We start from the raw sequence: 26,172 nt of genomic DNA, 5'->3' as shown, positions 1-26,172 counted from the left end.
TTGCATCCATTTGTCAATGCACGGCGGCGGGATCGACCTTGCCCGTTGGCCGGGGGCCAAGCCAGATGAGCGCGGCGGCCAGGAAAAGAAATATCGCAGCGATGAAAAACACATGGTCCATGGCGATGACCGTCGCTTGCTGATCGACCAGGTTGGACAATATCTGACGGCTTTGTTCCGGCGAAAATCCGGCGCCGGTCAGGGGGGCTGTTGCGTCGGAGCCTAGCGTAGACACTATTTCGTTGCGCGACGTGCGCTGGCCATCGCCCCAGCCGGTCAGCACCACCGACGTGGTGATGGCGACGGCAATAGTGCGCAGAAAGCTCTGCATTCCCGCAGCGGACGCGGTTTCTTCCGGCAGCACGGCCCCCAGCGTCAGGGTGGTGAGCGGAATCATGAAGAAGGGCATGGCGAACCCCTGGACGATCTGCGGCAGAGACAATCCCCAGAAATCCTCCGTGCCGGTCCAACCCGCCCGCCAGAATGTCGCCATCCCCAGCCACATGATCGCGCCGGACACCAGGATGCGGGCATCCACCTTGCCCGTCATCTTCGCCGCAATCGGGGCCGTCAGGATCGCCGTTGCGGCGGTGAAGGCGGTGACGAAGCCCGCTGAACTGGCGGTATAGCCCATCGACATTTGCAGCCACTGCGGAATGATGACGATACCCGCGAAATAAGCGCCAAAGCAAAGCGCCAGCGATATGACGCCCGATGTGAAGCCGACGTGGCGGAATACGCGCAGGTCCACGATCGGATGTTCTTCCGTCAATTCCCATATCAGGAAAACGCACAGGCCGATTACCGCCATCACCGCCAATGCCACGATCAACGGGTCGCCAAACCAGTCACGATCCCGGCCAAGGTCCAGCATCATCTGAAGGCTGCCGATCCAAAAGATCAACAGGCCCAGGCCGACGAAATCGATAGGCAGTTTGCGCCGTTCCGTTTCTGCGGGGCCCAGCAACACCGCGGCCGCAAACACGCAGACCGCGGCAATCGGCAGGTTGATGAAGAAGATCCAGTGCCAGCTCCAATTGTCGCTGATATAGCCGCCGATGATCGGTCCAGCCGCTGGCCCTACCAGCGTCGTCATCGCCCACAGCCCCATGACACGCGCGCGCTGTTCGGGCGGGAATATGCGGACCAGCAGGGTCTGGGACATGGGCATGATGGGCCCGCCGCAAATCCCCTGCCCGATACGGCACGCCACGATCATGCCCAGCGACATGGACAGCCCGCATAGCAGGGAAAAAATGCCGAAGCCGACCATGCTGAATGTAAAGACCCGGACCGTCCCGAAACGTTGGGACAACCAGCCGGTCAACGGCACGCAGATGGCTTCCGCGACAGCATAGGATGTGATGATCCAGGTGCCCTGATCCGGCGTGATGCCCAGATTCCCGGCAATGTGCGGAACAGACACATTGGCGATGGTAAGGTCCAGCACGACCATGAAATTGCTGAGCGCCAGCACGAACGCCGCCAGCATACGCTGGCGCGGGGTCAGGGATGCAATGCCGTCGGCCAGGATGGTCACGCGCGGCCCCTCACCGTTCGGACAGGTAGATATCGGCTTCCATCGACAGCCCGACCCGCAACGGATGCGCGGCCAGTTCCTTGGGGTCCAGGGCAATGCGCACCGGCAGGCGTTGAACCACCTTGATCCAGTTGCCGGTCGCATTCTGCGCCGGGATCAGCGCCATTGACGATCCGGTCCCGCCGGAAAAGCCAACGACCTTGCCATGATAGACCACATCCCCGCCATACAGGTCGGACGTCACCTCGGCAGGCATGCCGATCTTCACGCCGCGCAACTGCCGTTCCTTGAAATTGGCGTCGACATAGACCTGGTTGATCGGCACGATGGTCATGATCGGCGTGCCCTGGGCGACCCGCTGGCCGACCTGGACCTGCCGCCGCGTGACCACCCCGTCAATCGGCGCGCGGATGACACTACGCTCTATGTCCAGCCGGGCGCTTTCAACCTTTGCCTTGGCGGCCAGCACGGCAGGATCGGTCTCCGCCGTCAATCCCCGGACCAGCGCATCATTGGCGGCCAGATCACCCTGCGCCGCCCCCCGCGTCGCCTGCGCCATCGTCACTGCGGCACGGGCCTGCGCCAATCCCGCGCGGGCAGCGGCAAACGCTTTGCGCGCGATGGTCACTTCATCGCCCGACACTGCGCCTTCGGGGGCCAGCGCTTCACGCCGTTGCAGGTCGACATGCGCCTTTTCGAAATCGGCCTGCGCGGTCGCCAGCTGCGCCTGCGCCTGTGCGATGTCGGCCGCCCGTGCTTCGACCTGCGCGGCAAGGGATGAATTGGTCGCCGATGTCTGGCGGAAACGGCGGCGGGCTTCGGCGAGATCAGCCTCCGCCTGCGCCAGCGCGATCCGCGCATTGGTGGGGTCCAGCCGCACCAATATGTCGCCGCGCTTGACCGCCTGCGTATCCGAAACCAGCACTTGCGTGGCCTGTGCCGAAATCAGCGGAGTCACCTGCGCGACTTCCGCGTTCACATAGGCATTGTCGGTGCTGACATGGTTGCGCCCGATCAGTTCGTACCAGAGCAGGTAGATCGCGCCCAGAACGACGACCGCGATGCCCAGTCGGATCAGCCATGTCTTGCGCTGCCCCATCTTCGCCGTCCGTTCCGCCGTAACGGCCTCCGACGTGAATTCTGGCGTTGCATCAGCCATGGGGCATATCCTTGGACAAGGCGTCGCGGGGCGTGAAGCCGCCACCTAGCGCGCGGATGAGGGCGATGTCGATCGTGAAGGCGCTGGCCTCCAGCTCCGCCAACGACTGGCGCGTGGCCAGCATCTGGTCTTCAACGTTCAGCACGTCGAGAAATGTGAACAGGCCGCCATCATAGCGCTTCCGGGCGATGGCATAGGCCTCTTCAGACGCCGTCAGGGCTTCGCGAGCGGCCGCCAGCCGACGTTCCATGTTACGGCGACCCGTGACGGCGTCGGCGACCTCCTGATAGGCACCGATAACCGTCTTGTCATAGATAGCGACCGCTTCATCATAAGCGCCGCGCGCACCGCGATAACGCGCCCTGATCGCGCCACCGTGAAAAATCGGCAGGCTGATCGCGGGTCCGACGGACCCGAACAGGGAATCCTTGCTGAACAATGTGTCGGTGAAGGGGCGCGGCCCCGTGCTCGTAGGCGCCAGGAAATTGGAATCCGTATTATAGCCCAGCGACTGGATGCCGATCAGGGCGCTCAATCGAATGGCGGGGTAGAAATCGGCACGCGCTACCTTGACCCGCTTTGCCGCCGCTTCCGCCCTGGCGAGCGCGGCGGCGATGTCCGGGCGGCGGGCGACCAGATTGGTGGTAATGTCGGCGGGCAGCCCCCGCGCGGCCAGATTTTCCAGACGCGGCCGCCGGATCGACCGGCCCCGGTCAGGACCCGCGCCAATCAGCGCCGCGATCTGATGCTGGCGGACCGCAATCGACTGATCAAGCGCCGCCAGCCGGGCGCGCGCGGACGAAACGGTGGCGTCGGCTTGCCGGACATTACCGCGCGTTTCCAAGCCATTACGTTGCCGCTGCGATACCAGTTTCTGGCTGGCGGAACGGATTTCCAGCGTGCGCTGCTGAATGTCATGCTGATCGTACAGCCGCGCCAGTTCGGCATAGGCGTCCGCCAGCGCGGTCGTCAGCGCCAGTTGCGCCTGCCGCGCGTCGATCCGCGCCGCCTCCGCCTCCGATGTCGCAGCGGCCAATGCCGCGCGATTCTTGCCCCACAGGTCCAGGTCAAACGCTGCGTCCAACGCAATGCGGCCCGTGCCCAACCAGCCCTGCGGCACGAAATCCTTGGGCAGGCCCATATTATAGCTTTGCCGGGTGGCGGCGGCGCTGGCCTCCAGGTCAGCCGATGGCAGCAGCGCCGCGCCAGCTTCACGCGCAGCGGCGGTCGCCTGACGGAATCGCGCGGCGGCGGCGGCCATGTCGGGGGAAGCGCGAAGCCCCTCTTCCATCAACTGGTCAAGCTGCGGATCGCCATAGGCAGTCCACCAGCCATCGACCGGCCAGGCGGATGCGGCTTCCCCGCCCAGGCTTTCGCTCGCCGCAACATCATCGACCGACCGCAGCGTCGGCTGACGACCAAGGTCAGGCGTGGCGACGCAGGCGGACAGCGCAAGCGCGGGGAAGAGGACCCGACCCGCGCGGACAAGACAAAAAGGACGACTCACGAATATCAACCGTACCAGACAGTATGAAAATCGCACTTGCGCTCGATTCTGAAGCTAGTCAACATAAATAGCATACTCTATGGTACGATTAATGACGGAAGCTCTTGCCCCCCCTGCCCTCAGCCGCCGCGACGCCCGTCGGCGGGACCGACGCGACGCCATATTGGAAGTCGCGCAGCAATCCTTCCTGGAACATGGCTACGCCGCGACAACCATGTCAGCCATCGCTGCGACCCTTGGCGGGTCAAAGGGAACGCTGTGGAACTACTTCCCAAACAAGGAAGAATTATTTTCCGCGGTGCTGCGCCACGCGACGGCGGCCTATCATGCGCGACTGGCCCGGATATTGGACGAACATGGCGAAGTAGAAACGACCCTGCGCTGCTTTGCCACCGACTTGCTGCGGCAGGTGACCTTGCCCGAATCGATCGCCCTGCATCGTTTGGCCATTGCCGAAGCGGGCCGGTCGGAAATGGGCGCGATCTTCTTTGAAATCGCACCACGCCACACGCGCGCCCTGCTGGGCAAATTCCTTCTGGGCGCGATGGAGCGGGGGCGATTGCGGCATGCCGATCCTGAACGGGCGGCGCACACGCTGATCACCCTGACCCTGTCGGGATGCCATCAAAAGATCATCTGGGGTCAACTGGACCAGCCGACGGCCGCGCAGATGGACGCCGACGTGGCCTTTGCGGTCGATTGCTTCCTGCGCGCCTATGCGCCCGAACCAGGCCCAACGCGGGCAGCCATCGCGCATTAACCATTTTTTCGCGGCTGTGATTGTATGCGCAAGTGGGGAGATTGAGCGCATGCAGTTTTTCAGGTCCAGTTCCCGGCCACGGGCAGAGCGGGATGATCGGAGCGTCCACGCCGCCGCCAGACTGCCGCGCCGCCGCAGCCTGCTGCTGGTTGACGAAGATGCGACGGCCCGCGCCGTCATCGCCCGGCGGCTGGCTCACCTCCATTATGACGTCGTCGTGGCGGAAGATGGCTTCAACGCCCTTAACCGGCTGGTCGGTCGGACGGTCGATATCGTCCTGATCGACATGGGGCTGCATAAACTATCCGCCATCGCCACCATGAAGAAGATCCGGGCCGCTGGCGTCGCGGAAAATGCCTGTTTCATCATGATCACCGGCACGCAGGACAGCGCCGCCATCGTCGAAGCCCTGAAGGCGGGCGCCGACGACCATGTGGCCAAGCCGTTCGACTTCGATGTCCTCGACACGCGGCTGCGCCATCTGTGCGAACGCGCGGAAGAACTGGGCGCGCTGGCTCGGCACAATGCGGAACTGGACGCCCGCATCGCGCGCCGTGCGGTTGAACTGGGGGAGACCCGCGACGCACTGCGCGAAATGCAGGCCGATCGCGCGATGCTGGTATCGTCCATCCAGGCGCTGCACGACGAAATCGCGCGATTGAGCGCCACCCGCAACTGACACACGGCCATCCTTGCCCCGGCTGCTGGCGCCCGGCTGCTAGATCGCGCTGCGTTTAATCGGACGCAGGTCGCGCGCTCTAGTTTTTTGTTATCGCATCCTTTTAAGCGCAAAACCGGTTCCCACTTTTGCGCACGATGCTCTAGCGTCAGCGCCGCAGCCAGTGCGTCGCGAAGAACCAGCCGCCAATCGCCGCGGCCATGACGGCGCATACTCCCACCACGCCCCAGAACGCCCATGGTGCGTGCGCATAGGGAATGCCGTCGACATTCATGCCCAGCAAGCCCGTCAGGAACGTCAGCGGCAGGAACACCAGCGCCACGACCGAAATGATCAGCGCCTGCCGGTTCATCTGTTCAGCGCGCAGGTCCGTCAGCTCTTCATGCGCCAGCGCCGATCGTTCGCGCACCGACTCCAGTTCCTCGGTCATGCGGGCGCAGCGGTCCGCAGCTTCCTGCAGGTGAAGGCGGTCATCGGGCTGCAACCAGGCCGCCTCGGCCATGGACAGCCGTTCCAGCGCCTGACGTTGCGGCGCGATGAAGCGGCGATAACCGATCGCCGTCGCCCTTATTTCCGACACCTGGCGCCGCACTTCCGACGCGCTGCTTTCGCCCATGCCGCTTTCAATCTCATCCAGACCGTCGCCCAGTTCGGCAATTTCGGGGTCAAGCGCTTCGGTGATCTGCCGGGAAAGCTCCGCGATCAGGTCTCCGGGGTCCTGGATAGCCCCCGCCAGCATCCGGGCAATCACCGGCTCCAGCGCGGCCAGCGGACGGTAGCTGACGGAAATGACCCGCGCATGTTCGGCCCACAGGCGGATGGACACCAGCGCGTCCCCTGTCGGATCGTCCCGCACACCCAACCCGCGCAGGTTGACGAGCGCGCCTTCGCCCATGATCGTGCAGCGTGGCCGGGTTTCCTGCGCCAGCAGGGCGGACAGCGCGGCCTGCGGCATATGATCGCACCGCGACGCGACAGCGCGCGCATCCTCCTGCCACCCGTCCGCATGGACCCAGCTGAACGACGCATCTTCAGTCTGCGCACAAAATTCGTCGAGAGAGATTTCCCGCGCATGCGCGCCGTCGCTGATGAAAACCCGGCTCATCGCGGCATTTCCAGCCACAACGACAGGCCGTCACCGGGGTCGGCAGGCGGAACGGCGGCGGATATGCGGACCGCATCGGCGCGCGCGCGATCCAGGATAGCGGGCGGCACGTTCGGCATATGATAGACGCGATCCGCTTCCCCCAACAACCGCGCCACGCGCAGGCTCAGGTCATCAGGATCGCCCGACAACAGCCGCACCGGCACGAAGCGGGACGGGGCGACATCCCCCTGCCCGCTCAGCCAATCCGGCACCGCATCAACGGCATTGTCGGTAAAGAGGTCGATGATCCCACCTTGCGAAAGCCCCGCGTCGATGGCGCGACGGCGGGCACCGGCATCCGGCCAGCGCGCGCGTATGGCCGCCCGCGCATCATGAAGCGCGGTGGCGAGCGCGCCCAGCTTCTGCGGCAACATCGCCTCGATCCGCTGACGCAGCGCCTTGGCCAGGCCAGCCGACGCGCCGCCCGTGCCGATCGCGATCAACACCGGCGCGCGATCCACTATCGCAGGCAGGGTGAAATCGCACAGGTCAGGCCGGTCGGTTGCGTTCACCAGCACGCCGCGCGCGCGCAGCCGGGCGACGGTTGCCTCATCCCCATCCGCCACGATGGCAATCGCGGCCTGATCCTCTTCACCTACGATCAGCGCGCCCGCGCGCTCCAGCAGGCGGCGCTTGGCCTCCGTCGCATCGCCCTGCCCGGTCAGAATGACGGGACGGCCCGCCAACACCAGGAAGACGGGCAGGCTCTGCATCAGTCGCGCACCCAATCCGGGATGCTGTCCCCTTCGATCAGCGCCTCAATCGGCGGGCGAGCGCGGACCACCGCCCATTTGTCGCCCGAAACCAGCACCTCAGGCGTCAGGGCGCGGCTGTTATAAGTGCTCGCCATGGTCGCGCCATAGGCGCCCGCCGTCATGAACGCCAACAGATCGTCTGCCTGCACCGTGTCCATGTCGCGATGCATGGCGAATGTATCGCCGGTTTCACACACGGGTCCCACGACATTGGCCGCCGCCCGCTCACCGCGCGGCTCCACCGCGCGAATGTCATGCCAGGCATCGTATAGGCTTGGGCGCATCAAATCGTTCATCGCCGCGTCGACGATTACGAACGGGGCCTGCGCGCCGTGCTTCACCCGCACCACGCGGGACAGCAACGCGCCCGCATTGCCGACGATGACGCGGCCCGGTTCGAACATCAGCCGAACATCCCAGCCATCGGTCACGCGCGTCACCATTTCGCCATAAGCGGCCGGAAGCGGCGGAATGGGTTGCGAAGGATCATATGGAACGCCCAAACCACCGCCCAGGTCAGCGGTGCGAATGTCATGCCCGTCGGCCCGCAGCCGCTCTATCAGTGCGCCAACCTTGACGAACGCAGCCTCCAGCGGCGCGAGGTCGGTCAGCTGGCTACCGATGTGAACGGCCACGCCCCGCACCTCCAACCCCGGCAGATCGCGCGCGGCGGCATAGCTGGCAGGTGCCCGGTCATAGGGGATGCCAAACTTGTTCTCAGACTTGCCGGTCGAAATCTTGGCATGGGTCCCCGCGTCCACGTCAGGGTTGATGCGATAGGCGACCGGCGCTGTCCGGCCCATCGACAGCGCAACGTCGGACAGCATTTCCGCTTCCGGCTCGCTTTCCAGATTGAACTGGAAAATGCCATGGTCCAGCGCCAGCCGCATTTCCTCCGCCGTCTTGCCGACGCCGGAAAAGACAATGCGGCTTGCCGGAATGCCCGCCGCGATGGCGCGCATCAACTCGCCGCCCGACACCACATCCGCGCCCAGCCCCAGCTTCGCCAGCGTCGCCAGCACCGCACCATTGGGGTTCGCCTTTACGGCAAAGGCGATCAGCGGATCGGCCAACTGCGACAGGGCTTCGCGGAACACACCGACATGGCGGGTCAGCGTGGCGGTGGAATAGATATAGACGGGCGTGCCAACGGCGTCGGCAATGGCTGCCATCGGCACCTGCTCCACATGCATGGCGCCGTTTACATAATCAAAATGGTCCAAGGCTCTTTTGTCCTAGCGGGTCTGTCAGGGCTGGCTTTCGGGCGGCAGATCGAACGGATCATCCTCCCGCACGCGCGAACTGGTCAGCAGGTCGACGGTCCGTTCCGGGCGCGCCTGGATGGATGGCGTCATCAACTGCTGCGCCGTCGGCGCGGCGGCGGCGCCCACCGGAACGGCTGGCATATTCTGCCCTTCAATGGGTTTCAGCGGCTGGCGACCGCCGCAAGCCGCCACGGCAAATGTCAGCATTGCAAAGGCTGTTGCGCGACCAAAGCCGATCTTCATGCCTGTTCCTTCCGCGCCTGGGCGATGCGCGCCCGCACCTGATCGGGCGCGGTGCCGCCATGGCTTTTCCGGCTGGCGACCGAAGCATCGACCGTCAGCACCGCATAGACGCGGTCATCGATGCGCGCGTCAATCGCCTTCAACGTGTCGATCGGCAGGTTGGCCAGCGGCGTGCCCGCGCTTTCCGCCGCCGCAACCGCGCGCCCGGTGATGTGATGCGCTTCACGGAAAGGCACATTCGCTTCACGCACCAGCCAGTCGGCAAGGTCAGTCGCGGTGGCAAAGCCGCTTTCGGCGAGCGCCCGCATCCGGTCGGTGCGGAACGTCACGGTTTCGATCATGCCAGTCATCGCCGCTATGGACAGGCCGATCAGGTCATGCGCTTCGAACACCGGCGGCTTGTCGTCCTGCATATCCTTCGAATAGGCGAGCGGCAGGCCCTTCATCGTGACGCACAGCGCGTTCATGCACCCCATGATCCGCCCGGCATGACCACGCACCAGTTCGGCGGCGTCGGGATTGCGCTTTTGCGGCATGATCGAACTGCCCGTGGAATAGGCGTCGGGCAGCTTGATGAAGCCAAAGGGCTGGCTGGCCCAGATGATGAATTCTTCGGCCAGCCGCGACAGGTGCAGCGCCAGTTGCGTCGCCGCCATCAGATAATCCAGCGCGAAATCGCGATCCGACACGCTGTCCAGGCTGTTGTCGGTAGGCCTGGCAAAGCCCAGCGCCGCCGCCGTCGCATGGCGATCGATCGGAAATCCAGTCCCGGCCAGCGCCGCCGCGCCCAGCGGGCATTCATTCAGCCGTTCGCGCGCATCGGCGAAGCGGCTGCGGTCGCGCCGGACCATCGCATGATAGGCCATCAGGTGGTGGCCCAGCGTCACCGGCTGGGCGGACTGAAGGTGCGTAAAGCCGGGCATCACCGCATCGGCATGTTCCTCCGCCCGCGCCAGCAGCGCCTGCTGCAGCACATCAAGGCCGACCTGCACTTCGTCGATGGCGTCGCGCACCCACAGGCGGAAATCGGTCGCCACCTGATCGTTGCGCGACCGCGCCGTGTGCAGCCGCCCCGCCGCCGGGCCGATCAATTCGGCAAGGCGGGATTCGGTGACCATATGGATGTCTTCCAGGTCCAGGTTCACCGGAACGCCGTTCGCTTCATATTCGGCGGCGACCGTGTCGAGACCCTGGCTGATCGACTGCGCGTCGTCCACGCTGACGATGCCCTGCTTCGCCAGCATCGCGACATGCGCCTTCGACCCGGCGATGTCCTGTTTCCACAATCGCTTGTCGAATGGGATAGAGGCATTTATCTCGCGCATGACCGAAGCCGGACCCGCTGCGAAGCGTCCGCCCCACATGCTGTTGGAGCTGTCCCCCGTGCGAACTTCCCCGTCCCGATCGACTTTGCCCTGCGTAATGACACTGCTCCTGCTGGCTGGCCTCGGCGCGTGCGATAGGCAATCACCGCCTTCGGGGCAAGATCAAGCCAATAGCAGCGCACAGGTCCCGCCGACAAGCGGTGAGGCTACCGGCGCTTCGCAAAGCGCGGACGGCGCGTTCAGCTTCACGCTCGACCGGTCGAAGGCGGGAAGCGCCGCCCCGGACTTCCCCTTCACCGGACCGGACGGCAAGGACATGACGTTGCAGGATTTCGCTGGCAGGCCCGTTCTGGTGAACCTGTGGGCAACATGGTGCGCGCCCTGCGTCGCGGAAATGCCGACCCTCGACGCGGTTGCCAAGGCGCATGGAAAACAGGGGCTCGCCGTCCTCACCATATCGCAGGACAGCCAAGGCGAAAGCGTGGTCAAACCCTTCTTCGCCAAACATAAGCTGCCCCATCTAAAGGGCTGGATCGACCCGGAAAATCAGTTCGGCTTTCATTATGCCACCGGCATGTTGCCCACCAGCGTGCTTTACGACCGGCAGGGCAAGGAAATGGTGCGGGTCGTCGGCGCTATGGATTGGAACAGCCAGGAAGGGCACGACCTCATCCAGGCGGCGCTGGAATCCTGACGGCCCGTCGGCGTTTTTCGTAGACCCCGCTCCTCTAAAGCGCCCGCGCCTCGCGCAGCACCAGCACGGGAACGCCATCCCGCACCGGAAAGGCCAGACCCGCCGCTTCCGAAACCAGTTCCGACCGCTCCGCGTCCCAGCGCAGGGGCGTGCGGGTGACGGGGCAGACCAGCTTCACCAGCAGCGCGGGGTCGATTTCGTTGCTCATTGCATGGTGCCGCCGCCATTGCGCTCGATGCGTCCCACAATCTGCATCAACTGGACGATCCGGTCCGCCCGTTCGCGCAGATTGTCCGCTTCCAGCAGCGTTTGCTTGGCCGCCGGATCGAACGGCACGACCTGGGCTATGCCGTTGATCAACGACATGTCGTCCAGCCGCGACACAGCGGTCCAGTCCACCACATAGCCCAGCGCTTCGGCGAAGCGGCGCGCTTCCAGCTCGACCGACGCCCGTTCGACGGCGGCCAGCACTTCATCCTCAGGGGCCTGCTCCACATCCGCCTCTATCTGGCGAAAGGCAGTGGAAACATCCAGTTCGCGGATCACCCGGAAACGGGCCAAGCCTTTCAGGATGATATTGAACCGGCCATCCTCCAACGCCTCGATATGGTTGATATGGCCCAGGCAACCCATGTCGAACAGCGCTGCCTTATCCCCTTCCGCGCGCGGCTGGATCATGCCGATGCGGCGGTCCCGCGCCATCGCGTCGTGAATCAGCGCGCGATAACGGGGTTCAAAGATATGAAGCGGCAACTCCATTCCCGGCAGCAGCAACGCGCCTGACAACGGAAATATGGAGACGCGGGCGCGATTCACCGGACGAACCGTCAGGAAAACAGAATCTGCGACAGCTTACGTCGCTGCGCCGCGACCCAGGGATCTTCCAGCCCCGTCGCTTCGAACAGCGTCAGCAACTGCGCACGCGCCGCGCCCTCATTCCATTCACGGTCGCGGCGGATCATCTCCAACAACTCTTCCGCCGCGCGATCACGGTCGCCATTGGCCATCAGGCCGCCAGCCAGTTCGAAACGCGCTTCATGATCGTCGGGATTGGCGGCGACCCGTGCCTCGACCCCTGACAAGTCGGCGACAGGACGGGCATCGCGCGCCAGAGCGATGGCCGCGCGCGCACGGTCGATGGCATGGTCCTTGGCGACATCGTCGGGCAGCGCGGCCAGCACTGCGTCCGCATCGTCCAGTCGCGCCAGCCCGACCAGCGCCCGCGCCTGTCCGGCTGCGACCTCGGCATTGTCGGGGGCCATCTGCGCGATCTGGTCGAACACGGACAACGCGCGCTCGTGCTCGCCGCCGGTCAACAGCTCTTCGCCCATCGCGATCAATGGCGCGATTTCTTCCAGTTGGTCTTTCTCTTCCGACTCAATCGGAAGCTGAGACAGCAGCTGGTCGAAATATTGCTTCAACTGTCCTTCGGTGCGCGCCTGGCTCAGGTCGGCGACCGGCTGCCCCTGGAACACGGCATAAACGGTAGGGATCGATTGCACGCGAAACTGTGCGGCGATGAACTTGTTCTCATCGACATTGACCTTGACCAGCTTGACGCCCTTGGCCGCATAATCGGCGCAGACCTTTTCGATGATCGGGGTCAGTTGCTTGCACGGGCCGCACCATTCGGCCCAGAAATCCACGATCACCAGCTGCGTGCGCGATGGGTCCACCACGTCGCGGCGGAACGCCTCCACCGCAGCCTTATCGGTGTCGCTCATTCCTAGGGTCGCCACGTTTCATTCTCCTGCCATGCGGTTGGGTGCCGCGTCCATACAGCGCAATATGGGGGGCGTCACCCTGTCGGGACAAGAGAGTGGTTCAGAAGGTATAACCGACGCCCACCGCACCTGCCCATTGGCTGCGCGACCCCGCGATGCTGACCACCGGCGAATCGGCATAGTCGCCCAGCATCCGCGAATAACCGGCCAGCGCGAACAGCGCCCAGCCCTTGCGAATGTCGCCCGACAGTGACACGCCGCCGGTCAGGTTGACGCCCACTCGCTTGAACCCTGCCTTGTCCCCCGCCGCCGAATAGGCGGGAAGCCCGGAGGCAAGAGAGTCCGCCGCATCGATGTCATAATAATAGCGGCCATAACCCTTGCCGACATAATCGGCGGAAATGCCCATGCCCACGAAGCTGCGGGTCGACAGCGGCGTGAAATATTCGATCGCAGGCGTAACGACCATGCTGCCATGCGCGCCAGCCACATCCTTGGTCACGGCGACGCGAGCCGACAGATTGTCGTAGGCGCTGGTGATGACCCCGGTTTTGCCGATGCCGACAAAACCGCCGACTTCAACGGCCACATCGCGCTTGCCCAGATCGCGTACGGCGTCATCCTTGATATTCTTCAGGCTGGAACGATCGAATCGAACCGTGACAACCGGCCCCAACTGAAAATCCAGCCCGTTTGGGTCGGTATTAGGGATCGCATCGAAATACAGTCCCGGCCCGCGCGTCCAGAACGCGAAGTCGCTGACCTTGCCGCGCAACTGGGGCACGGGAATGACGCGATAATCGTCCGACCCTTCATAGCTGGGGATCGCCGCGACACCCACGCCCACGGTCAGCGAATTGCTGTCTTCCTGCTGCGCAAACGCCGGAGTCGCCGTCGAAAGCGCCGCCAGGCACGCGCCGACGGCATAAAGGTGACGATGATTCATGAAATCCCCTGTTCCCTGAAAGAAGCTGCCCTGAAGAATATTGAACCGTAAAATGTTTCGATCCCATCACGGGTTCCAAATCACCGGGATCAGAGGAAATATTTCACCTTCACATCCTGACGCACCGCTCCCCCCGCGACGGAAAATTGAGCGGATCGAAAGCTGGGCGGACCGAAACGGATCGGTGGATTGCGGGAAAACCCGACACCCTCCCGCGGAATCCCGGCAAATGTGTCGAGCTTTCCATTGGCATTTTCATCGTGGATGATCGCCAGCCCGTAATCGCCGGGGGGCACGACGCCCAGCGGCATCGCCTGATCCGTCGCGGCGATGGTCAGGTGGCGCCGGTCGGGGTCCTTGCTGCAATCGGGGAAATAGCGCGCCTGCCGCGTGACGCAGACCAATATCTGCCCCTTGGTGGAACGCAGGCCATGTACGCTGATGCTCAGCGGTTGCGCTTGATCCGCCGGGGCCGACCCCGCCAGCATGAAGCCGATGAAGGCACAAAGAACAGGCTTCAAACCTTCTCCCCCTTAAAGCTGCCCAGCCCCCGGTCCGTGCCGCAAAGCCGGTCCCAGAAACGGAAATAAAGGCCATAATTGCATTTGTAGAGATCATGATGCCGCTGATGATGGCTGGCGGTTATCAGCCATTTCCCCAATGGCCCATGCACGATGAAGCGCGGAAACATTTCCCACCCCATGTGATTGGACACGCCCATGACCGTCATGATGGCCAGCACCAGTCCCAGCGCCGCGACATGGATGGGGACGATAAACACCAGCAGCGGGATGACGATGGCGCCGGTCAGCGCCTCCCACGGGTGAAAGCTCATCGCCGCCCAGGCCGTGGGCGGGCGACTGGCGTGATGGACCGCGTGCAGGATGCGGAATGGGCCGGGCCGGTGCATCCAGCGATGCGTCCAGTAAAACCAGCTGTCATGCGCGGCCAGGTAGATCAGCACCGATAGCGGCAGATACCAGATCGGAAGGGCATCGACGTCACTGTAGATGCGCGTCCACCCATGCGCCTGCCACCCCCACGCGACCACGCCCGCGGGCACGCCATATATCAGCGCGGCGGTCAGCGACCATCCGATTTCCCGCCCAATCTGCTGCCTCAGTCCACGGTACAGGCCGGGGCGACGCACATGGGTCGCCAACGCAAAACCGCCGCTGGTCAACAGGTAGCGAACAGCGACGATGGCGCTCATTATCAGAGCGGACGGGATCAGTGCCGCGACCATGCCCCCCCTATAACCACGCTTGTCCGCTGGTGAAAGGCGGATGCGGCGGACGCCTAGAGCATCGTGCGCAAAAGTGGGAACCGGTTTTGCGCTTAAAAAGGATGCGATAACAAAAAACTAGAGCGCGCGATCTAAGTCCGCACGCGCGCCTGGGGGTAGCTGCCCAGCATGCGCACCCATTTGCAATGGAATTCCAGTTCGGCCAGCGCCCGATCGACCGCCGGGTCCCCGGGCATCCCTTCAATGTCGCAGAAAAATTCTGTCGCCGCAAAGCTCGCGCCCCGCTGATAGCTTTCCAGCTTCGTCATGTTGACGCCGTTCGTGGCAAAGCCGCCCATCGCCTTGTACAGGGCGGCGGGCACATTCTTCACCTCGAACAGGAATGTCGTCATGACCGGCCCGGCATTGGGCTGGGGCATATGGGGTTCGCGCGCCAGCACCAGGAATCGCGTCATATTATCGTCGCTATCCTCGATATTTTCCGCCACCAGCCGCAGGCCGTAAAGCTCCGCCGCCAGATAGGGCGCGATTGCCCCCTCGCCCGGCTTGCGCGATTGTGCGACCAGCGCGGCCGCCCCGGCCGTATCGGCATAAGCCACCGGCGCAATTCCGCGCTCCCGCAGATAATGGCGACACTGCCCCAATGCCTGCGGGTGGCTGATCGCGCTCTTCACCGGCGCATCGTCCACCGCCATCAGGCAGTGGCGAATGCGCAGAAAATATTCGTCGATGATGTGCAGCCCCGATTCGGGCAGCAGAAAATGCATGTCGGCAACGCGGCCATGCAGGCTGTTTTCGATGGGGATTATCGCGCGCGCCGCCAATCCCTGACGCACGGCGTCGATCGCATCTTCAAACGCGAAACAGGGCAGCGGCACACAATCGGGCGCATATCCCAGCGCGGCAAGGTGCGAATTCGCCCCCGGCGCGCCCTGATAGGCGACGGCGCGGGCGGGGTCGGTCGCGGCCTTGGCGGCGAGTTCGGCGACGATGGCGCGAGCGGGGGCGGGATAGTTTTCCATGGACGCGAGCGCGCTTAGGCACTCCCACGCGCGCGCGCAAGCGTGAGAGCGACATGCGCTCGCCAAAAGCACAGCCCCTGACGTTCAACCCGGGTTGCGCGTTCGCAATTGCGCCATTATGGCAGCGCGCTAAAGGGGGCGCGGAAACCAAGCCGCCAGAACAGAAATTCAAGGGAATCCGAGCGAATGGGCGATCGTTTCAACACCGTTGCAGGCTGGGCGTTGTTCGCGGGGATCATTGCGCTGGGCGGCGGCATTGTCAGCTCCCACTTTTATCACGCCGAACGCCCTGAAAAGATGGGCTACGCGATTGAAGGCGTCGAAGCCGAAGGTGAAGGCGGCGAAGCCGGCCCCAGCCTGAACACCCTGCTCGCCAGCGCCGATGTCGCTGCAGGTGAAAAGGTTTTCGCCAAGTGCGCGGCCTGCCACACCGTCAACCAGGGCGGCGCCAACGGCATCGGCCCCAACCTGTTCGGCACCGTCGGTGAACCGATCGGCCAGGGCAAGGGCGGCTTCGCCTTCTCCGACGCGCTCAAGAGCAAGGGCGGCAACTGGACCTTCGACAGCCTGGATCATTGGCTAAAAAGCCCGCGTGAATTCGCGCCCGGCACGAAGATGACCTTCGCTGGCCTCGGCAACCCCGCCGACCGCGCCAACCTCATCGCCTGGATGAACACGCAAGGCTCCAACCTGCCCCTGCCCGCCGCCGACGCCGAACCGGCCGAAGCCAGCGCAACGCCCGGCGAAGCTGCCGCCAACGCCACAAACGCCGCTGAAAGCGTCGAGGGCACGGCCCCAGCCAACGCAGCCCCCGCAACCGGACCGGCCGCGGCAGGCAAATAAAAACAGGGGGCAAACCCTCCGACAGACCCGACGGGCGCGGCACCAAATGCCGCGCCCGTTGCGTTTTTAGGCAGCGGGATCAGCCCAGCCTCCGCTGGGTGGCGACATAAAAATCACCCGTCATGCCAGCGCAGGCTGGCATCTCTCACGATAGGGCACGGGCCAACATCATCAGACCAGCCCTGGCTGGAGTGACAGGAAGGGGTGGTGAGCGGAACGGGCGTTGGCATCCCGCATAAAGAGGCTCCGCAGGACGCGGGCCGCGGCGTTCGAGAGTCGAGCCAAGTATGTTCAGACCCTGGCTATCATCGTGCCCCGTTCGACGCTGACCCAATGATGCTATCTAAGCGGAAGACGTCAACTGTCCCGAAAAGAGGCAGTGCATCATTTCCACACCGGAATGACACCGGACCCGCCGTTGCGCCTATTAGCGTGGTTCTAACCGAAATCAGGCGCGGTCCGCTTGTACGGCTCGCAAGGCAGCAGCTCGCTCGCAAAATCTATCCTCTTGCGCGCCCGTTTGGAGAAATCTTTTGGTTCAACACCGATCGTCATGAGCTGGGAGCATCGATCCCATGGCTTCGATCGGTCGTCGGCGACGGCCCCGGTCAGTGAAGCTACCAGCGCGGAATAGCCGGGCATCGCACTGACGGCTTCGCGCCCGTCCTCCGTCGCGCTGACCATCAGTACGGCTAAGACCGCACCGATCAGGACACCGCATTCCATTTGCCCCAGCGAAATCGTTGGCCGTGCCCAGACAGATCTTGGGCTAGGTGATGAGTGTGGCCGTGTGCGGCGTTGCAGACCATCCCGTCTCATGCACTTTAGATGCGCGACGGCGGTTAAATTTTGATTGAGCTACAATGAGAGAATTAATGCAACACCGGTCCTGCTACAGGCGCGGTCTTTCGCTGAAACCAAGGCGTTGATGAAGGCAGCGATGGCTCTTTTGGGTGGTTTGCCGACTGTCGGCACGGGAAATTAGAACCGGCGAAAGCGGACCTATCGCTGAGACAGCGGAACGTTTAAGAAAGCCATTTCTAACGGAAAAGAGCTCTGATGGTTTACTATCTTCTGATACTATCGGCCGCCGTTCAAAGCGGAGCAATGCCACCGCCATCGCCTGGGCCGCTAAATGTAGATTACCAAAGGGCCAGTATCGCAGAAGATCTACGACGGAAGTGCATGTCTGAAGAAGGCGTCGCGATTGCAATTGAAGGCTGGACAAAAAGCCGAGAAGTGGCCTCGCTTCGAGAAGCTGAAGATCTTGCAGTTACGAAAGAACTTGCTGACGCAGCCTATTCCAGTCCCATCGATGTACAGCGACTTAAGCGTGCCATTGTAGCGAAAAACGCCGCTGAAGCATCTCGCGTTGACGCAACAACAAAGGCTTCAATTGATACGCTCGACAAGCTTTCCAAATTAGACCGCCAAATTTATGCTCGCAGATTTACACATTGGCAATCAGCTATCCCAGTTAGGGAGTGCTGGGCTAAACGAGCCAAGTAGCAGGAACATAATAATGAGGATGAGCGCGTATGCGTCCATCTTCCGGACAGTCCCATGGAACTCTGTTAGGCAATTTCTGGTCGCGTTCAGCCAGTCTTACCGCCTACAGCCTACCTCCGAATACAGAACCACCGTGCTCCTGCGCAGGCAGGAGCCCAGTCCAGACGTCGGAACTAGGCTCCTGCCTGCGCAGGAGCACCTAATCCTCCACGGCAGCATCCGGGCCACAACCCAACCTCACCCACACCCTACCAGCGCAAGCCAACCCCTCTACCGCGCCGCCACCAGCAGCTTGTCGATCTTGCGCCCATCCATATCGACGATCTCAAACCGCCATCCCTGATCGTCGATGAAATCACCGACTTCCGGCAAGCGTTTGAGCAGCCACAGGGCGTGGCCTGCAACCGTGGCATAATCGCGGTCTTCTGGCAGGTCGATGCCGATCCGGTCTGCCAGCAGGTCCATGGGCATCTGGCCCGACACCAGCAGGCTGCCATCCTCCCGCTCGACAATGTCGGGTTCATCATGCGCATCCCGATCCGAAGCGAAATGCCCGGCGATGGCGGACAGCAGGTCGGCGGGCGTCGCAATGCCCTCGAAATGGCCATATTCGTCATGCACCATCACCATGGGCACGTCGGCGCGGCGAAGCACTTCCAGCGCGTCCATGGCGTCGACCTGGTCGGGAACCACCTCCACGCGGCGCATCAACAATTCCAGGTTCAGCCGCTCCCCCCGGAACAGCGCCGTCATAATGTCGCGCGCCTGCACGACGCCGATAATATCCTCCACCGTGCCTCGGCCAACCGGCAGGCGCGTATGCGGCGTTTCCAGCAGGCGGGCGCGAATCGTCTCTTCCTCGGCATGAACGTCGATCCAGTCCACATCCATGCGCGGGGTCATGATCTCCCTCACCGGCCGGTCGGCCAGCCGCACGACGCCGGATATGATCGCGCGTTCGCTTTCCTCGATCACGCCCGACCGGGTCGCTTCTGCGACGATCAGGTGCAGTTCCTCCGCCGTCACATGGCTGTCCGACTCGCGAGTCATCCGCAGCATGCGAAAGATCAGCGCGCTCGACCCATCCAGCACCCAGACGACCGGAGCGGTGATCTTGGCCAGCCACAGCATCGGGGTGGCGACCAAGACCGCGATAGGCTCCGGCGCGCGCAGGGCAAATTGCTTGGGCACCAGTTCGCCGATGATCAGCGACGCATAGGTGGTCAGGCCGATCACCAGCGCAAAACCCAGATTATCCGACAGGTTGGGGGCAATGCCCAGGACCTGCAACCGTTCCCCGACCGGTCCGCCCAGGCTCGACCCTGAATAGGCGCCCGCGACGATGCCGATCAGGGTGATGCCGATCTGGACCGATGACAGGAATTTACCCGGATCGCTCGCCAGCGCCAACGCGGTGCGCGCGCCCCGCCGTCCCGCCTTCTCCAGCGCCTGGAGCCTTGGTCGACGGGCGGAAACGATGGCCAGTTCGGACATGGCGAACACACCGTTCAGCGCCACCAACGCAAGGATGATGACAAGGTCGGCCCAGGGAAAGGGCGTGAGAGCGTGCGGGGGGATCGTGGCCATGGCGGTCAACTACGCCCTATAGCGCTGATTCTTGCAGTTTCACAACCATCCTATCAGCCATCGTTCAGTTCGCTCGTGGAACAATCGGCTTTCCAGACCATTGGGAGCAAAGCCGCGGCAGTCGGCGCAAGTTTATAAGGGAATTGAACAAATGAGGATTTCTCATCGTATCTTGGGCACCGCAGGGCTGGCGGCCATGCTGGCTACCACTGCCTGCACGACCGACCCCAACACGGGCCAGCGTCAGATTTCGAAGGCCGCCATCGGCGGGATCGGCGGCGCGCTGGGTGGTTATCTGCTGGGCGACCTGGTCGGCGGCAGGCGCGACCGGACTGAAAAGATCCTGGGCGCAGGCATCGGCGCAGTCGCTGGCGCAGGGATCGGCGCCTACATGGACGCGCAGGAACGCAAATTGCGTGAAGACACCGCGGGCAGCGGCGTGGACGTGATCCGCGACGGCGACAATCTGGTCCTGCGCATGCCCTCTGGCATCACCTTCAACTATGACAGCGCCGCCGTGCAGCCCCAGTTCCAGCCGACGCTGAACGACGTTTCGGCGGTTCTGGCCCAATATCCCAAAACCTATATCGACGTGTACGGCCACACCGATAGCGATGGCACCGACGCCTATAATCAGGGCCTTTCCGAACGGCGCGCCCAGGCGGTGGCCAGCTATCTGACCACCCACGGCGTTCAGTCTGCGCGCATCGCCACGCGCGGCTATGGCGAAACGCAGCCCATCGCGTCGAATTCGACCGAAGAAGGCAAGGCAAGCAACCGCCGCGTCGAAATCAAGATCGCGCCGATCACGGAAAACGACGTGCGGACGTAATTCTCACGGACCGGGCGCTCGCCTCCAGCGGGTGCCCGGTCTCCCACCTAAAAGCTCGCGTTCAGCCCATCGATCACGAACTGCGCTGCCAATGCGGCGAGCAACACGCCCAGCAGCCGGGTGATCACCGCTTCGATCCGCGCGCCCAGCCGCGCCATTATCGGCCCGGCGGCCAGCAGCGAAACCAGCATCAGGCCCAGCGTCGCCAACACCGCCGCCATGACGACCGATCGCTCACCGATCCCGTCGGCGCGCGACATCAACAGCATCACGGTCGCGATGGAGCCCGGCCCAGCGATCATGGGCATCGCCATCGGAAAGACCGACACATCCTCGACCTCAGGCGTTTCGGCGATCTTGTGCGCCCGGTCTTCGCGCCTCTGGGTGCGCTTTTCGAACACCATGTCCATCGCGATGATGAACAGCATGATGCCGCCCGCAATGCGGAAACTGTCGAGCGCGATGCCCAGCACGCCCAGCAATTGCTTGCCCCACAAGGCAAAGATCAACAAAATCGCCGTCGCGATGCCGACCGCCCGGATCGCCATGGCGCGCCGCTGCGGACCGCTGGCTCCACTCGTCAGGCTGGCATAGATCGGCGCGCACCCCAACGGGTCGATCACCACGAACAGCGTTACGAAAGCGGAAATGAACAGCTCGGTCATGCGCCGCCGCCCGCCACGCGGTCGTCGATCACCATGTCATAGGCGCTGCCGTTCCACATGCGCACGGTTACATGCCGACCGCCGCCAGGGGACGCGTCCGCGCTCCAGATCAGGCTTTCATCGACCGGCGGGACCGAAGCGGCGGCGTCACCCGTTGGCCGGGGCTTGCAGCTTGCCACCTTGCCGACCAGGAATTCCGGTGCCTCGCGCGGAACGGCCAGCACATCGCGATGGTCGAGCACCCACTTCCACGCGCCCTTCTTGTCCCGGCGCCAGATCGTGGTGAAATAGCCCACGGCGCCGTCAGCCCCCGCCCAGTTGCCCGTCGACGCGGCGCTATTGCCGTCGCAGGAAACATAGATGGTGGACGGCGTCCGACTGACGGGCTGAGCCGGATCGGCGCGACCTTTCAGCCATTGCTTCGCCACTACCCGTTCGGGCACGAACATGATGGCGTCATCCGCCGCCATTTCGCGGAAGGCGGTCCACTGCCCCTTGTCCCGCACCAGGCGGTTGAACGCGATTTCGGTCGCGAAAACCGAACTTGGATCGGGCTGATGGCGCATGGGCGGACGTGCTGCGGTGAGCGCGATCAGCACGCTCACCATCAGAACGAACCGCCTTGCCTTCACAGCCCCTCCGGCTTGGGCAGCCCCGCGCGGGCATGAGCGGCGACCAGCGTATTGCGCAACAGGACGGCTATCGTCATCGGCCCCACCCCGCCGGGCACCGGAGTGATGGCGCGAACATGGGCCAGCGCTTCGGCAGTGGCGACGTCGCCCACGATTCGCGCCTTGCCATCTTCCGTATCGGTCACGCGATTGATGCCGACGTCGATCACGGTCGCGCCGGGTTTGATCCATTCGCCCTTCACCATTTCGGCGCGTCCCACGGCGGCCACGACGATATCGGCCCGATGCACGACTGAAGCCAGATCGCGGGTGCGGCTATGCGCAACCGTCACGGTGCAGTTTTCAGCCAGCAGCAGTTGCGCCATCGGCTTGCCCACAATGTTGGACCGACCCACGATGACCGCTTCCATGCCGGACAGGTCGCCCAGTTCATCCTTCAGCAGCATCACGCAGCCCAGCGGTGTGCAGGGCACCAACGCTTCCTGACCCGTCGCCAGCCGACCGGAATTGACCACGTGAAACCCGTCCACATCCTTGGCCGGATCGATGGCGGCAATGACGGATGCCTCGTCAATATGGTCGGGCAGCGGCAACTGGACCAGAATGCCGTCCACGCGGCCATCGGCGTTCAATTCTTCCACCAGGTCGAGCAATTCGTCCTCGCCGATGCTGGGGGGCAGCTTGAATTCCAGGCTTTCCATGCCCGCCTCAACCGTCATCTTGCCCTTGTTGCGGACATAGACGGCGCTGGCCGGATCCTCGCCCACCAGCACGACCGCCAAGCCCGGCTTGCGCCCGGTCGATGCCACGAAAGCCCCAACCCCTTCCGCCACGCGAGCGCGCAGTCCTGCGGCGAACGCCTTGCCGTCGATGATCTTGCCGATGGTCATGCTGCCTCAACCCGTTCCATGATGATGGTGGTAAGCCGCGACAATGCCAACGCCTGACCGCCGCCCTTGATCCGCAGCCGCTTTAGCCGGTTGGTGTCGCCTGACTCCAGAAAAATCGCGCTGCGGGGCCAATCGAGCCACTTCGCCATCAGGACGATCAGCGCCACATTGGCCCTGCCCTTTTCCGGCACGGCCCGGACGCGCGCAGACAGCCAGTCCGCCCCCTTTTCATCGGTCCACCGCCCCGCAACGTCGTCCCGCGATGCGCCGGGCGTCAGGCGGATGGCCAGGACCAGGTCGTCGCCGTCCTGGCTCCAGACGGTCACACCAGTCCGAAAATCGGCGGCAGGATCGCCTGGCGGATGATCAATATCGCCAACAGCACGACCATGGGCGACAGGTCGAGCGCCCCCAGGTCAGGCATGACCCGGCGGATGGGATTGTAGATCGGCGCTGTCATCCGATCGAGCGCCATGATGATGGTGCGGACCACGTCGCTGGACGTATTGATGACGTTGAAGGCGATCAGCCAGCTCATGATCGCCTGGATGATGATGATCCACCACAGCACGTCGAGCAGGATGACGATAATCTGATAGAGCGCGTAGGCCATGCCGTCTCCGATTTGATTGCAGGTGCTGTAGCCGAGGCAGGCACCGGCCTACAAGGCGGCCAGTCCGATTTCCTCAGATGGGCGTGGGATCACCGCCGCACCAACGTCCCCGCGCCGCGTTTGGTAAAGATTTCCAGCAGCATCGCATGGGGCACCCGGCCATCCAGTATGACCGCTGCGTCGACCCCGCCTTCCACCGCCTTCACGCAGGTTTCCAGCTTGGGGATCATGCCGCCGCTGATGGTGCCATCCTCCTGCAACAGCTTGATCGCCGCCGGGTCCAGATCGGTCAGTAACTGGCCTTGCTTGTCCAGCACGCCCGCAACGTCGGTCAGCAGGAAAAATCGCGAAGCATGCAGTTCCGCCGCGATTGCGCCCGCCATCGTGTCGGCGTTCACATTATAGGTTTCGCCGTCGGCACCGATCCCCACCGGCGCAACCACCGGAATGATGCCGCTGGCCGACAATGTGTCCAATATGCTGCGGTCGACCTTCACCGGATCGCCGACAAAGCCCAGGTCCACGTTCCGCTCGATCCCCGAATTGGGGTCGGGCGCGCGCGAACTGCCGACCTTTTCACACAGGACCAGGCCGCCATCCTTGCCCGAAATGCCCACGGCCCGCCCACCCGCGCCAGTGATCCAGCTGACGATTTCCTTGTTGATCGACCCGGCCAGCACCATTTCGGCGATTTGCGCCGTTTCCCGATCGGTCACGCGCAACCCGTTCACGAAACGCGATTCGACGCCCAGCTTCTTCAGCATCGCGCCGATCTGGGGTCCGCCGCCATGGATGACGACAACATTGATGCCGACCGCCTTCATCAGCACGACGTCCTCGGCGAAATTGCGCGCCGCTTCGGGGTCGCCCATCGCATGGCCGCCATATTTGACGACGAATGTCTGCCCGGCATAACGCTGCATATAGGGCAGCGCTTCAACCAGGGTTTCGGCCTTTGCGAGGAGCGCGGGATCGGGGGCGTGCTTATTGTTCATGCGCGCGCGCATAAGGCCATATGGGAACGGGGGCAAGTTTCGGCAGAACCTTGAGCGCGCCTCACCAGGCCACCCGCCTCACCAGGCCATCCGATATTTGACGCCCATGGCCTGCGCCAGATGACGCTGCCGCCGTTCCACCGCTTCGCCGAACAGGTCCGTGTCGACGCCACGCAATCGCAATTCCAGCGTATCGCCCGCCATTTCCAGCTTGGACGCCAGCAATGGCCCCTCGACCCCGCCCGAAAGCCGCTGGCCCAACCGAATCGCCAGACCCCATAGCGATGCTCTTTTCAGCGCGGCAGCGGACGCCAGGCCTTCGATCCCCGCCGCTATGGTCGCGCCACCGCCGAAATTGCTGTGCAGCGCTTGCGCCAGCATCGCCCGTTCCGCAACGGTGATGCCCACCCAATTGCTGTGCAGCGCGATCTCCACGCCGCGTTCCGCGCGGAAATCCGGGTTCGCGCGCCATCCGACATCGGCCAGCAGGCACGCCGCACGGCGGATGCGCCGCCATGCTTCGCCATCGTCCAGGAACAGCGGCGCGATCCAGCGGTCGACCATGTCGCCATGACCGGCAAAGCGCCCCTGCGCCTCCCCTTCCGCCTCCGCCGCGACCAGCAACGGGTCATGGGCACGGATGGCGGGCGGCAGGTCGCCGAACAACAGCCCTTCGCGCAAGCCATAGGCCGAAACGATCAGCTCGCTCGATTTCAACTGGCGGACGATGACGGACAGCAGCGCGGCGGCGTCCGGCAGGGTCGGGATGCGCGATCCCGTCATCGCCGGAATCTCCTTCAACCGGGCGCGGCCGACATGGGACACGATGCGGGTCAACTGTTCGGCGCGGCTTGCGTCCATCGCATATTGGTGGACGACCGGCAGCGGAAATTGCGTAAGCTGCATGTCGAAACGGGCCAGCGACCGCCACGACCCCCCGACCATGTAGAAAGGCAGGCCGGGTTCGATGCCGGGGTCCGCCTTCGCCAGCATCTTCTTCACCTGCCGTTCCAGCGCAGACGGACCCTTCGCCCGGATTTGCGGCAGGCGCAGCACGCCCAGCGGCAGGGAAATGGTTTCGTGCACGGCCCCGTCCCTGATCCGCGCCAGTTCCAGGCTGCCGCCGCCCAGGTCGCCGACGATACCGTTCGCCGTGGGTATGCCCGACAGCACGCCATAGCCTGCCGCCACCGCTTCCTGCGCGCCGGACAGCAATTCGACGTCCAGTCCCATCGCCTTGGCGCGAACGATGAAATCCTGGCCATTGGCGGCGTCGCGCACGGCGGCGGTGGCGACGCAGCGGACTTCCTGCACGTCCATGTCGCGGCACAGATGGGCAAATCGGCTGATGGCGCGCAGCCCCCGCTCCATCGCCTCCGGCTCAATCTGTCCGGTGCGGCCCAGCGACGCCCCTAATCCCGCCATCACCTTTTCATTGAACAGGGTGAAAGGGATGCGGCGGGGTCCGTCATAGACGACCAGCCGGACGCTGTTCGAACCGATGTCGATGATGGCCGTGCGCGCCTTCGCATTGGCGGGCGATGTCACCATAGTGTCGGCGATCGCCCGGACCTGGCTCAACATCGAATTCATC

30 protein-coding genes are annotated in these 26,172 nt (G+C 63.8%); 6 read left to right on the top strand and 24 right to left on the bottom strand.

Annotated features, from left to right (window positions below):
* Positions 1-13 precede the first annotated feature (13 nt).
* The 3 genes from ACI3KQ_RS07705 to ACI3KQ_RS07695 are packed head-to-tail and all read right to left on the bottom strand — an operon-like array spanning position 14 to position 4,212.
* A complete protein-coding gene (locus ACI3KQ_RS07705) occupies positions 14-1,492 on the bottom strand; it encodes a DHA2 family efflux MFS transporter permease subunit (RefSeq protein WP_404956537.1) in 1,479 nt (492 codons plus the stop codon).
* Between the two features lie 58 nt (positions 1,493-1,550).
* Positions 1,551-2,699, bottom strand: a complete 1,149-nt coding sequence (locus tag ACI3KQ_RS07700) for an HlyD family efflux transporter periplasmic adaptor subunit (RefSeq protein ID WP_404956332.1) — start codon at positions 2,697-2,699, stop codon at positions 1,551-1,553.
* Positions 2,692-4,212, bottom strand: coding sequence for an efflux transporter outer membrane subunit (locus ACI3KQ_RS07695; RefSeq protein WP_404956535.1), 1,521 nt, complete (start codon positions 4,210-4,212; stop codon positions 2,692-2,694). Before ACI3KQ_RS07695 ends, ACI3KQ_RS07700 begins: the two co-directional genes overlap by 8 nt.
* Before the next feature lie 85 nt (positions 4,213-4,297).
* Between ACI3KQ_RS07695 and ACI3KQ_RS07690 the strand changes: the two genes are divergently transcribed.
* Complete coding sequence (locus ACI3KQ_RS07690) at positions 4,298-4,966, top strand: TetR/AcrR family transcriptional regulator (RefSeq protein ID WP_404956330.1); 669 nt, start codon at positions 4,298-4,300, stop codon at positions 4,964-4,966.
* A gap of 49 nt (positions 4,967-5,015) precedes the next feature.
* A complete protein-coding gene (locus ACI3KQ_RS07685; RefSeq protein ID WP_404956328.1) occupies positions 5,016-5,645 on the top strand; it encodes a response regulator transcription factor in 630 nt (209 codons plus the stop codon).
* A 148-nt stretch (positions 5,646-5,793) separates the two neighbouring features.
* On the opposite strand, the gene ACI3KQ_RS07680 is transcribed toward ACI3KQ_RS07685, so the two are convergent.
* The 5 genes from ACI3KQ_RS07680 to argH are packed head-to-tail and all read right to left on the bottom strand — an operon-like array spanning position 5,794 to position 10,419.
* Complete coding sequence (locus ACI3KQ_RS07680; RefSeq protein ID WP_404956325.1) at positions 5,794-6,750, bottom strand: zinc transporter ZntB; 957 nt, start codon at positions 6,748-6,750, stop codon at positions 5,794-5,796.
* Positions 6,747-7,505: an NAD(P)-dependent oxidoreductase gene (locus tag ACI3KQ_RS07675; RefSeq protein WP_404956323.1), complete on the bottom strand. Its 759-nt coding sequence runs from the start codon at positions 7,503-7,505 to the stop codon at positions 6,747-6,749. The genes ACI3KQ_RS07680 and ACI3KQ_RS07675 overlap by 4 nt, the downstream gene beginning before the upstream one ends.
* The gene (lysA, locus tag ACI3KQ_RS07670) at positions 7,505-8,770 is read right to left on the bottom strand and encodes a diaminopimelate decarboxylase (protein ID WP_404956321.1); all 1,266 of its coding nucleotides are present in this window, start codon (positions 8,768-8,770) and stop codon (positions 7,505-7,507) included. Before lysA ends, ACI3KQ_RS07675 begins: the two co-directional genes overlap by 1 nt.
* Positions 8,771-8,794: 24 nt before the next feature.
* Positions 8,795-9,055, bottom strand: coding sequence for a hypothetical protein (locus ACI3KQ_RS07665; RefSeq protein ID WP_404956319.1), 261 nt, complete (start codon positions 9,053-9,055; stop codon positions 8,795-8,797).
* Entirely contained in the window at positions 9,052-10,419 is a 1,368-nt protein-coding gene (gene argH / locus ACI3KQ_RS07660; protein WP_404956317.1) for an argininosuccinate lyase, read from the bottom strand. The genes ACI3KQ_RS07665 and argH overlap by 4 nt, the downstream gene beginning before the upstream one ends.
* A 58-nt stretch (positions 10,420-10,477) precedes the next feature.
* Here argH and ACI3KQ_RS07655 point away from each other — a divergent pair, with 58 nt between their 5' ends.
* Entirely contained in the window at positions 10,478-11,074 is a 597-nt protein-coding gene (locus tag ACI3KQ_RS07655; protein WP_404956315.1) for a TlpA family protein disulfide reductase, read from the top strand.
* A 34-nt stretch (positions 11,075-11,108) separates the two neighbouring features.
* Here the strand turns inward: ACI3KQ_RS07655 and ACI3KQ_RS07650 are convergent, their stop codons facing one another.
* The 7 genes from ACI3KQ_RS07650 to ACI3KQ_RS07620 form a co-directional block, all read right to left on the bottom strand.
* Complete coding sequence (locus ACI3KQ_RS07650; protein ID WP_404956314.1) at positions 11,109-11,282, bottom strand: Trm112 family protein; 174 nt, start codon at positions 11,280-11,282, stop codon at positions 11,109-11,111.
* Positions 11,279-11,890 (bottom strand): LON peptidase substrate-binding domain-containing protein, encoded by a 612-nt coding sequence (locus tag ACI3KQ_RS07645; RefSeq protein ID WP_404956312.1) that lies wholly within the window; start codon positions 11,888-11,890, stop codon positions 11,279-11,281. The genes ACI3KQ_RS07650 and ACI3KQ_RS07645 overlap by 4 nt, the downstream gene beginning before the upstream one ends.
* Positions 11,891-11,901: 11 nt before the next feature.
* Positions 11,902-12,813, bottom strand: coding sequence for a tetratricopeptide repeat protein (locus tag ACI3KQ_RS07640; RefSeq protein WP_404956310.1), 912 nt, complete (start codon positions 12,811-12,813; stop codon positions 11,902-11,904).
* Positions 12,814-12,898: 85 nt separating this feature from the next.
* Positions 12,899-13,744: a MipA/OmpV family protein gene (locus ACI3KQ_RS07635; RefSeq protein WP_404956308.1), complete on the bottom strand. Its 846-nt coding sequence runs from the start codon at positions 13,742-13,744 to the stop codon at positions 12,899-12,901.
* A gap of 89 nt (positions 13,745-13,833) precedes the next feature.
* A complete protein-coding gene (locus tag ACI3KQ_RS07630; RefSeq protein WP_404956533.1) occupies positions 13,834-14,232 on the bottom strand; it encodes a DUF2141 domain-containing protein in 399 nt (132 codons plus the stop codon).
* Between the two features lie 29 nt (positions 14,233-14,261).
* Positions 14,262-14,990, bottom strand: a complete 729-nt coding sequence (locus tag ACI3KQ_RS07625) for a sterol desaturase family protein (RefSeq protein WP_404956306.1) — start codon at positions 14,988-14,990, stop codon at positions 14,262-14,264.
* A 131-nt stretch (positions 14,991-15,121) separates the two neighbouring features.
* Positions 15,122-16,012, bottom strand: a complete 891-nt coding sequence (locus tag ACI3KQ_RS07620; RefSeq protein WP_404956304.1) for a prephenate dehydratase — start codon at positions 16,010-16,012, stop codon at positions 15,122-15,124.
* Positions 16,013-16,198: 186 nt separating this feature from the next.
* Here ACI3KQ_RS07620 and ACI3KQ_RS07615 point away from each other — a divergent pair, with 186 nt between their 5' ends.
* Positions 16,199-16,855 (top strand): c-type cytochrome, encoded by a 657-nt coding sequence (locus tag ACI3KQ_RS07615; RefSeq protein WP_404956302.1) that lies wholly within the window; start codon positions 16,199-16,201, stop codon positions 16,853-16,855.
* 438 nt (positions 16,856-17,293) lie between these two features.
* On the opposite strand, the gene ACI3KQ_RS07610 is transcribed toward ACI3KQ_RS07615, so the two are convergent.
* Positions 17,294-17,581, bottom strand: coding sequence for a hypothetical protein (locus ACI3KQ_RS07610; protein WP_404956300.1), 288 nt, complete (start codon positions 17,579-17,581; stop codon positions 17,294-17,296).
* A gap of 459 nt (positions 17,582-18,040) precedes the next feature.
* Between ACI3KQ_RS07610 and ACI3KQ_RS07605 the strand changes: the two genes are divergently transcribed.
* Positions 18,041-18,364, top strand: coding sequence for a hypothetical protein (locus ACI3KQ_RS07605; protein ID WP_404956298.1), 324 nt, complete (start codon positions 18,041-18,043; stop codon positions 18,362-18,364).
* Positions 18,365-18,634: 270 nt separating this feature from the next.
* Here the strand turns inward: ACI3KQ_RS07605 and ACI3KQ_RS07600 are convergent, their stop codons facing one another.
* Positions 18,635-19,951, bottom strand: a complete 1,317-nt coding sequence (locus ACI3KQ_RS07600) for a hemolysin family protein (RefSeq protein ID WP_404956296.1) — start codon at positions 19,949-19,951, stop codon at positions 18,635-18,637.
* Positions 19,952-20,102: 151 nt separating this feature from the next.
* Here ACI3KQ_RS07600 and ACI3KQ_RS07595 point away from each other — a divergent pair, with 151 nt between their 5' ends.
* Entirely contained in the window at positions 20,103-20,783 is a 681-nt protein-coding gene (locus tag ACI3KQ_RS07595; protein WP_404956294.1) for an OmpA family protein, read from the top strand.
* Positions 20,784-20,830: 47 nt separating this feature from the next.
* Here ACI3KQ_RS07595 and ACI3KQ_RS07590 read toward each other — a convergent pair whose 3' ends face one another.
* The 7 genes from ACI3KQ_RS07590 to ACI3KQ_RS07560 form a co-directional block, all read right to left on the bottom strand.
* The gene (locus ACI3KQ_RS07590) at positions 20,831-21,448 is read right to left on the bottom strand and encodes a MarC family protein (protein WP_404956293.1); all 618 of its coding nucleotides are present in this window, start codon (positions 21,446-21,448) and stop codon (positions 20,831-20,833) included.
* On the bottom strand, positions 21,445-22,080 hold the full coding sequence (locus tag ACI3KQ_RS07585; RefSeq protein ID WP_404956291.1) for a hypothetical protein: 636 nt from the start codon (positions 22,078-22,080) through the stop codon (positions 21,445-21,447). Before ACI3KQ_RS07585 ends, ACI3KQ_RS07590 begins: the two co-directional genes overlap by 4 nt.
* On the bottom strand, positions 22,077-22,970 hold the full coding sequence (gene folD, locus ACI3KQ_RS07580) for a bifunctional methylenetetrahydrofolate dehydrogenase/methenyltetrahydrofolate cyclohydrolase FolD (protein WP_404956289.1): 894 nt from the start codon (positions 22,968-22,970) through the stop codon (positions 22,077-22,079). The genes ACI3KQ_RS07585 and folD overlap by 4 nt, the downstream gene beginning before the upstream one ends.
* Positions 22,967-23,296: a DUF167 domain-containing protein gene (locus ACI3KQ_RS07575; RefSeq protein ID WP_404956287.1), complete on the bottom strand. Its 330-nt coding sequence runs from the start codon at positions 23,294-23,296 to the stop codon at positions 22,967-22,969. Before ACI3KQ_RS07575 ends, folD begins: the two co-directional genes overlap by 4 nt.
* Positions 23,293-23,583 (bottom strand): YggT family protein, encoded by a 291-nt coding sequence (locus ACI3KQ_RS07570; protein ID WP_404956286.1) that lies wholly within the window; start codon positions 23,581-23,583, stop codon positions 23,293-23,295. Before ACI3KQ_RS07570 ends, ACI3KQ_RS07575 begins: the two co-directional genes overlap by 4 nt.
* Positions 23,584-23,672: 89 nt before the next feature.
* Positions 23,673-24,590, bottom strand: a complete 918-nt coding sequence (argB, locus tag ACI3KQ_RS07565; RefSeq protein ID WP_404956284.1) for an acetylglutamate kinase — start codon at positions 24,588-24,590, stop codon at positions 23,673-23,675.
* A gap of 66 nt (positions 24,591-24,656) precedes the next feature.
* A complete protein-coding gene (locus ACI3KQ_RS07560; RefSeq protein WP_404956282.1) occupies positions 24,657-26,171 on the bottom strand; it encodes a Ppx/GppA family phosphatase in 1,515 nt (504 codons plus the stop codon).
* Between the last annotated feature and the right edge of the window lies 1 nt (position 26,172).

Origin of the sequence: Sphingobium sp. ZW T5_29, from assembly GCF_044987515.1 — a bacterium.
Lineage (GTDB): Bacteria > Pseudomonadota > Alphaproteobacteria > Sphingomonadales > Sphingomonadaceae > Sphingobium.
This window is presented reverse-complemented; position numbering and strand designations above follow the sequence as displayed.

Excerpts from the sequence above, each read along its gene's own strand:
- ACI3KQ_RS07650 (WP_404956314.1), bottom strand. The coding sequence starts at position 11,282 with ATGAGCAACGAAATCGACCCCGCGCTGCTGGTGAAGCTGGTCTGCCCC.
- ACI3KQ_RS07610 (WP_404956300.1), bottom strand. The coding sequence starts at position 17,581 with ATGGAATGCGGTGTCCTGATCGGTGCGGTCTTAGCCGTACTGATGGTC.
- ACI3KQ_RS07705 (WP_404956537.1), bottom strand. The coding sequence starts at position 1,492 with ATGCTGGCGGCGTTCGTGCTGGCGCTCAGCAATTTCATGGTCGTGCTG.
- ACI3KQ_RS07595 (WP_404956294.1), top strand. The coding sequence starts at position 20,103 with ATGAGGATTTCTCATCGTATCTTGGGCACCGCAGGGCTGGCGGCCATG.
- ACI3KQ_RS07615 (WP_404956302.1), top strand. The coding sequence starts at position 16,199 with ATGGGCGATCGTTTCAACACCGTTGCAGGCTGGGCGTTGTTCGCGGGG.
- ACI3KQ_RS07680 (WP_404956325.1), bottom strand. The coding sequence starts at position 6,750 with ATGAGCCGGGTTTTCATCAGCGACGGCGCGCATGCGCGGGAAATCTCT.
- ACI3KQ_RS07590 (WP_404956293.1), bottom strand. The coding sequence starts at position 21,448 with ATGACCGAGCTGTTCATTTCCGCTTTCGTAACGCTGTTCGTGGTGATC.
- ACI3KQ_RS07675 (WP_404956323.1), bottom strand. The coding sequence starts at position 7,505 with ATGCAGAGCCTGCCCGTCTTCCTGGTGTTGGCGGGCCGTCCCGTCATT.
- ACI3KQ_RS07685 (WP_404956328.1), top strand. The coding sequence starts at position 5,016 with ATGCAGTTTTTCAGGTCCAGTTCCCGGCCACGGGCAGAGCGGGATGAT.
- ACI3KQ_RS07630 (WP_404956533.1), bottom strand. The coding sequence starts at position 14,232 with ATGCTGGCGGGGTCGGCCCCGGCGGATCAAGCGCAACCGCTGAGCATC.
- ACI3KQ_RS07690 (WP_404956330.1), top strand. The coding sequence starts at position 4,298 with ATGACGGAAGCTCTTGCCCCCCCTGCCCTCAGCCGCCGCGACGCCCGT.
- argB (WP_404956284.1), bottom strand. The coding sequence starts at position 24,590 with ATGCGCGCGCGCATGAACAATAAGCACGCCCCCGATCCCGCGCTCCTC.
- ACI3KQ_RS07605 (WP_404956298.1), top strand. The coding sequence starts at position 18,041 with ATGTCTGAAGAAGGCGTCGCGATTGCAATTGAAGGCTGGACAAAAAGC.
- ACI3KQ_RS07655 (WP_404956315.1), top strand. The coding sequence starts at position 10,478 with ATGACACTGCTCCTGCTGGCTGGCCTCGGCGCGTGCGATAGGCAATCA.
- ACI3KQ_RS07625 (WP_404956306.1), bottom strand. The coding sequence starts at position 14,990 with ATGGTCGCGGCACTGATCCCGTCCGCTCTGATAATGAGCGCCATCGTC.
- ACI3KQ_RS07635 (WP_404956308.1), bottom strand. The coding sequence starts at position 13,744 with ATGAATCATCGTCACCTTTATGCCGTCGGCGCGTGCCTGGCGGCGCTT.
- ACI3KQ_RS07600 (WP_404956296.1), bottom strand. The coding sequence starts at position 19,951 with ATGGCCACGATCCCCCCGCACGCTCTCACGCCCTTTCCCTGGGCCGAC.
- ACI3KQ_RS07620 (WP_404956304.1), bottom strand. The coding sequence starts at position 16,012 with ATGGAAAACTATCCCGCCCCCGCTCGCGCCATCGTCGCCGAACTCGCC.
- ACI3KQ_RS07665 (WP_404956319.1), bottom strand. The coding sequence starts at position 9,055 with ATGAAGATCGGCTTTGGTCGCGCAACAGCCTTTGCAATGCTGACATTT.
- ACI3KQ_RS07560 (WP_404956282.1), bottom strand. The coding sequence starts at position 26,171 with ATGAATTCGATGTTGAGCCAGGTCCGGGCGATCGCCGACACTATGGTG.
- ACI3KQ_RS07570 (WP_404956286.1), bottom strand. The coding sequence starts at position 23,583 with ATGGCCTACGCGCTCTATCAGATTATCGTCATCCTGCTCGACGTGCTG.
- ACI3KQ_RS07700 (WP_404956332.1), bottom strand. The coding sequence starts at position 2,699 with ATGGCTGATGCAACGCCAGAATTCACGTCGGAGGCCGTTACGGCGGAA.
- argH (WP_404956317.1), bottom strand. The coding sequence starts at position 10,419 with ATGTGGGGCGGACGCTTCGCAGCGGGTCCGGCTTCGGTCATGCGCGAG.
- folD (WP_404956289.1), bottom strand. The coding sequence starts at position 22,970 with ATGACCATCGGCAAGATCATCGACGGCAAGGCGTTCGCCGCAGGACTG.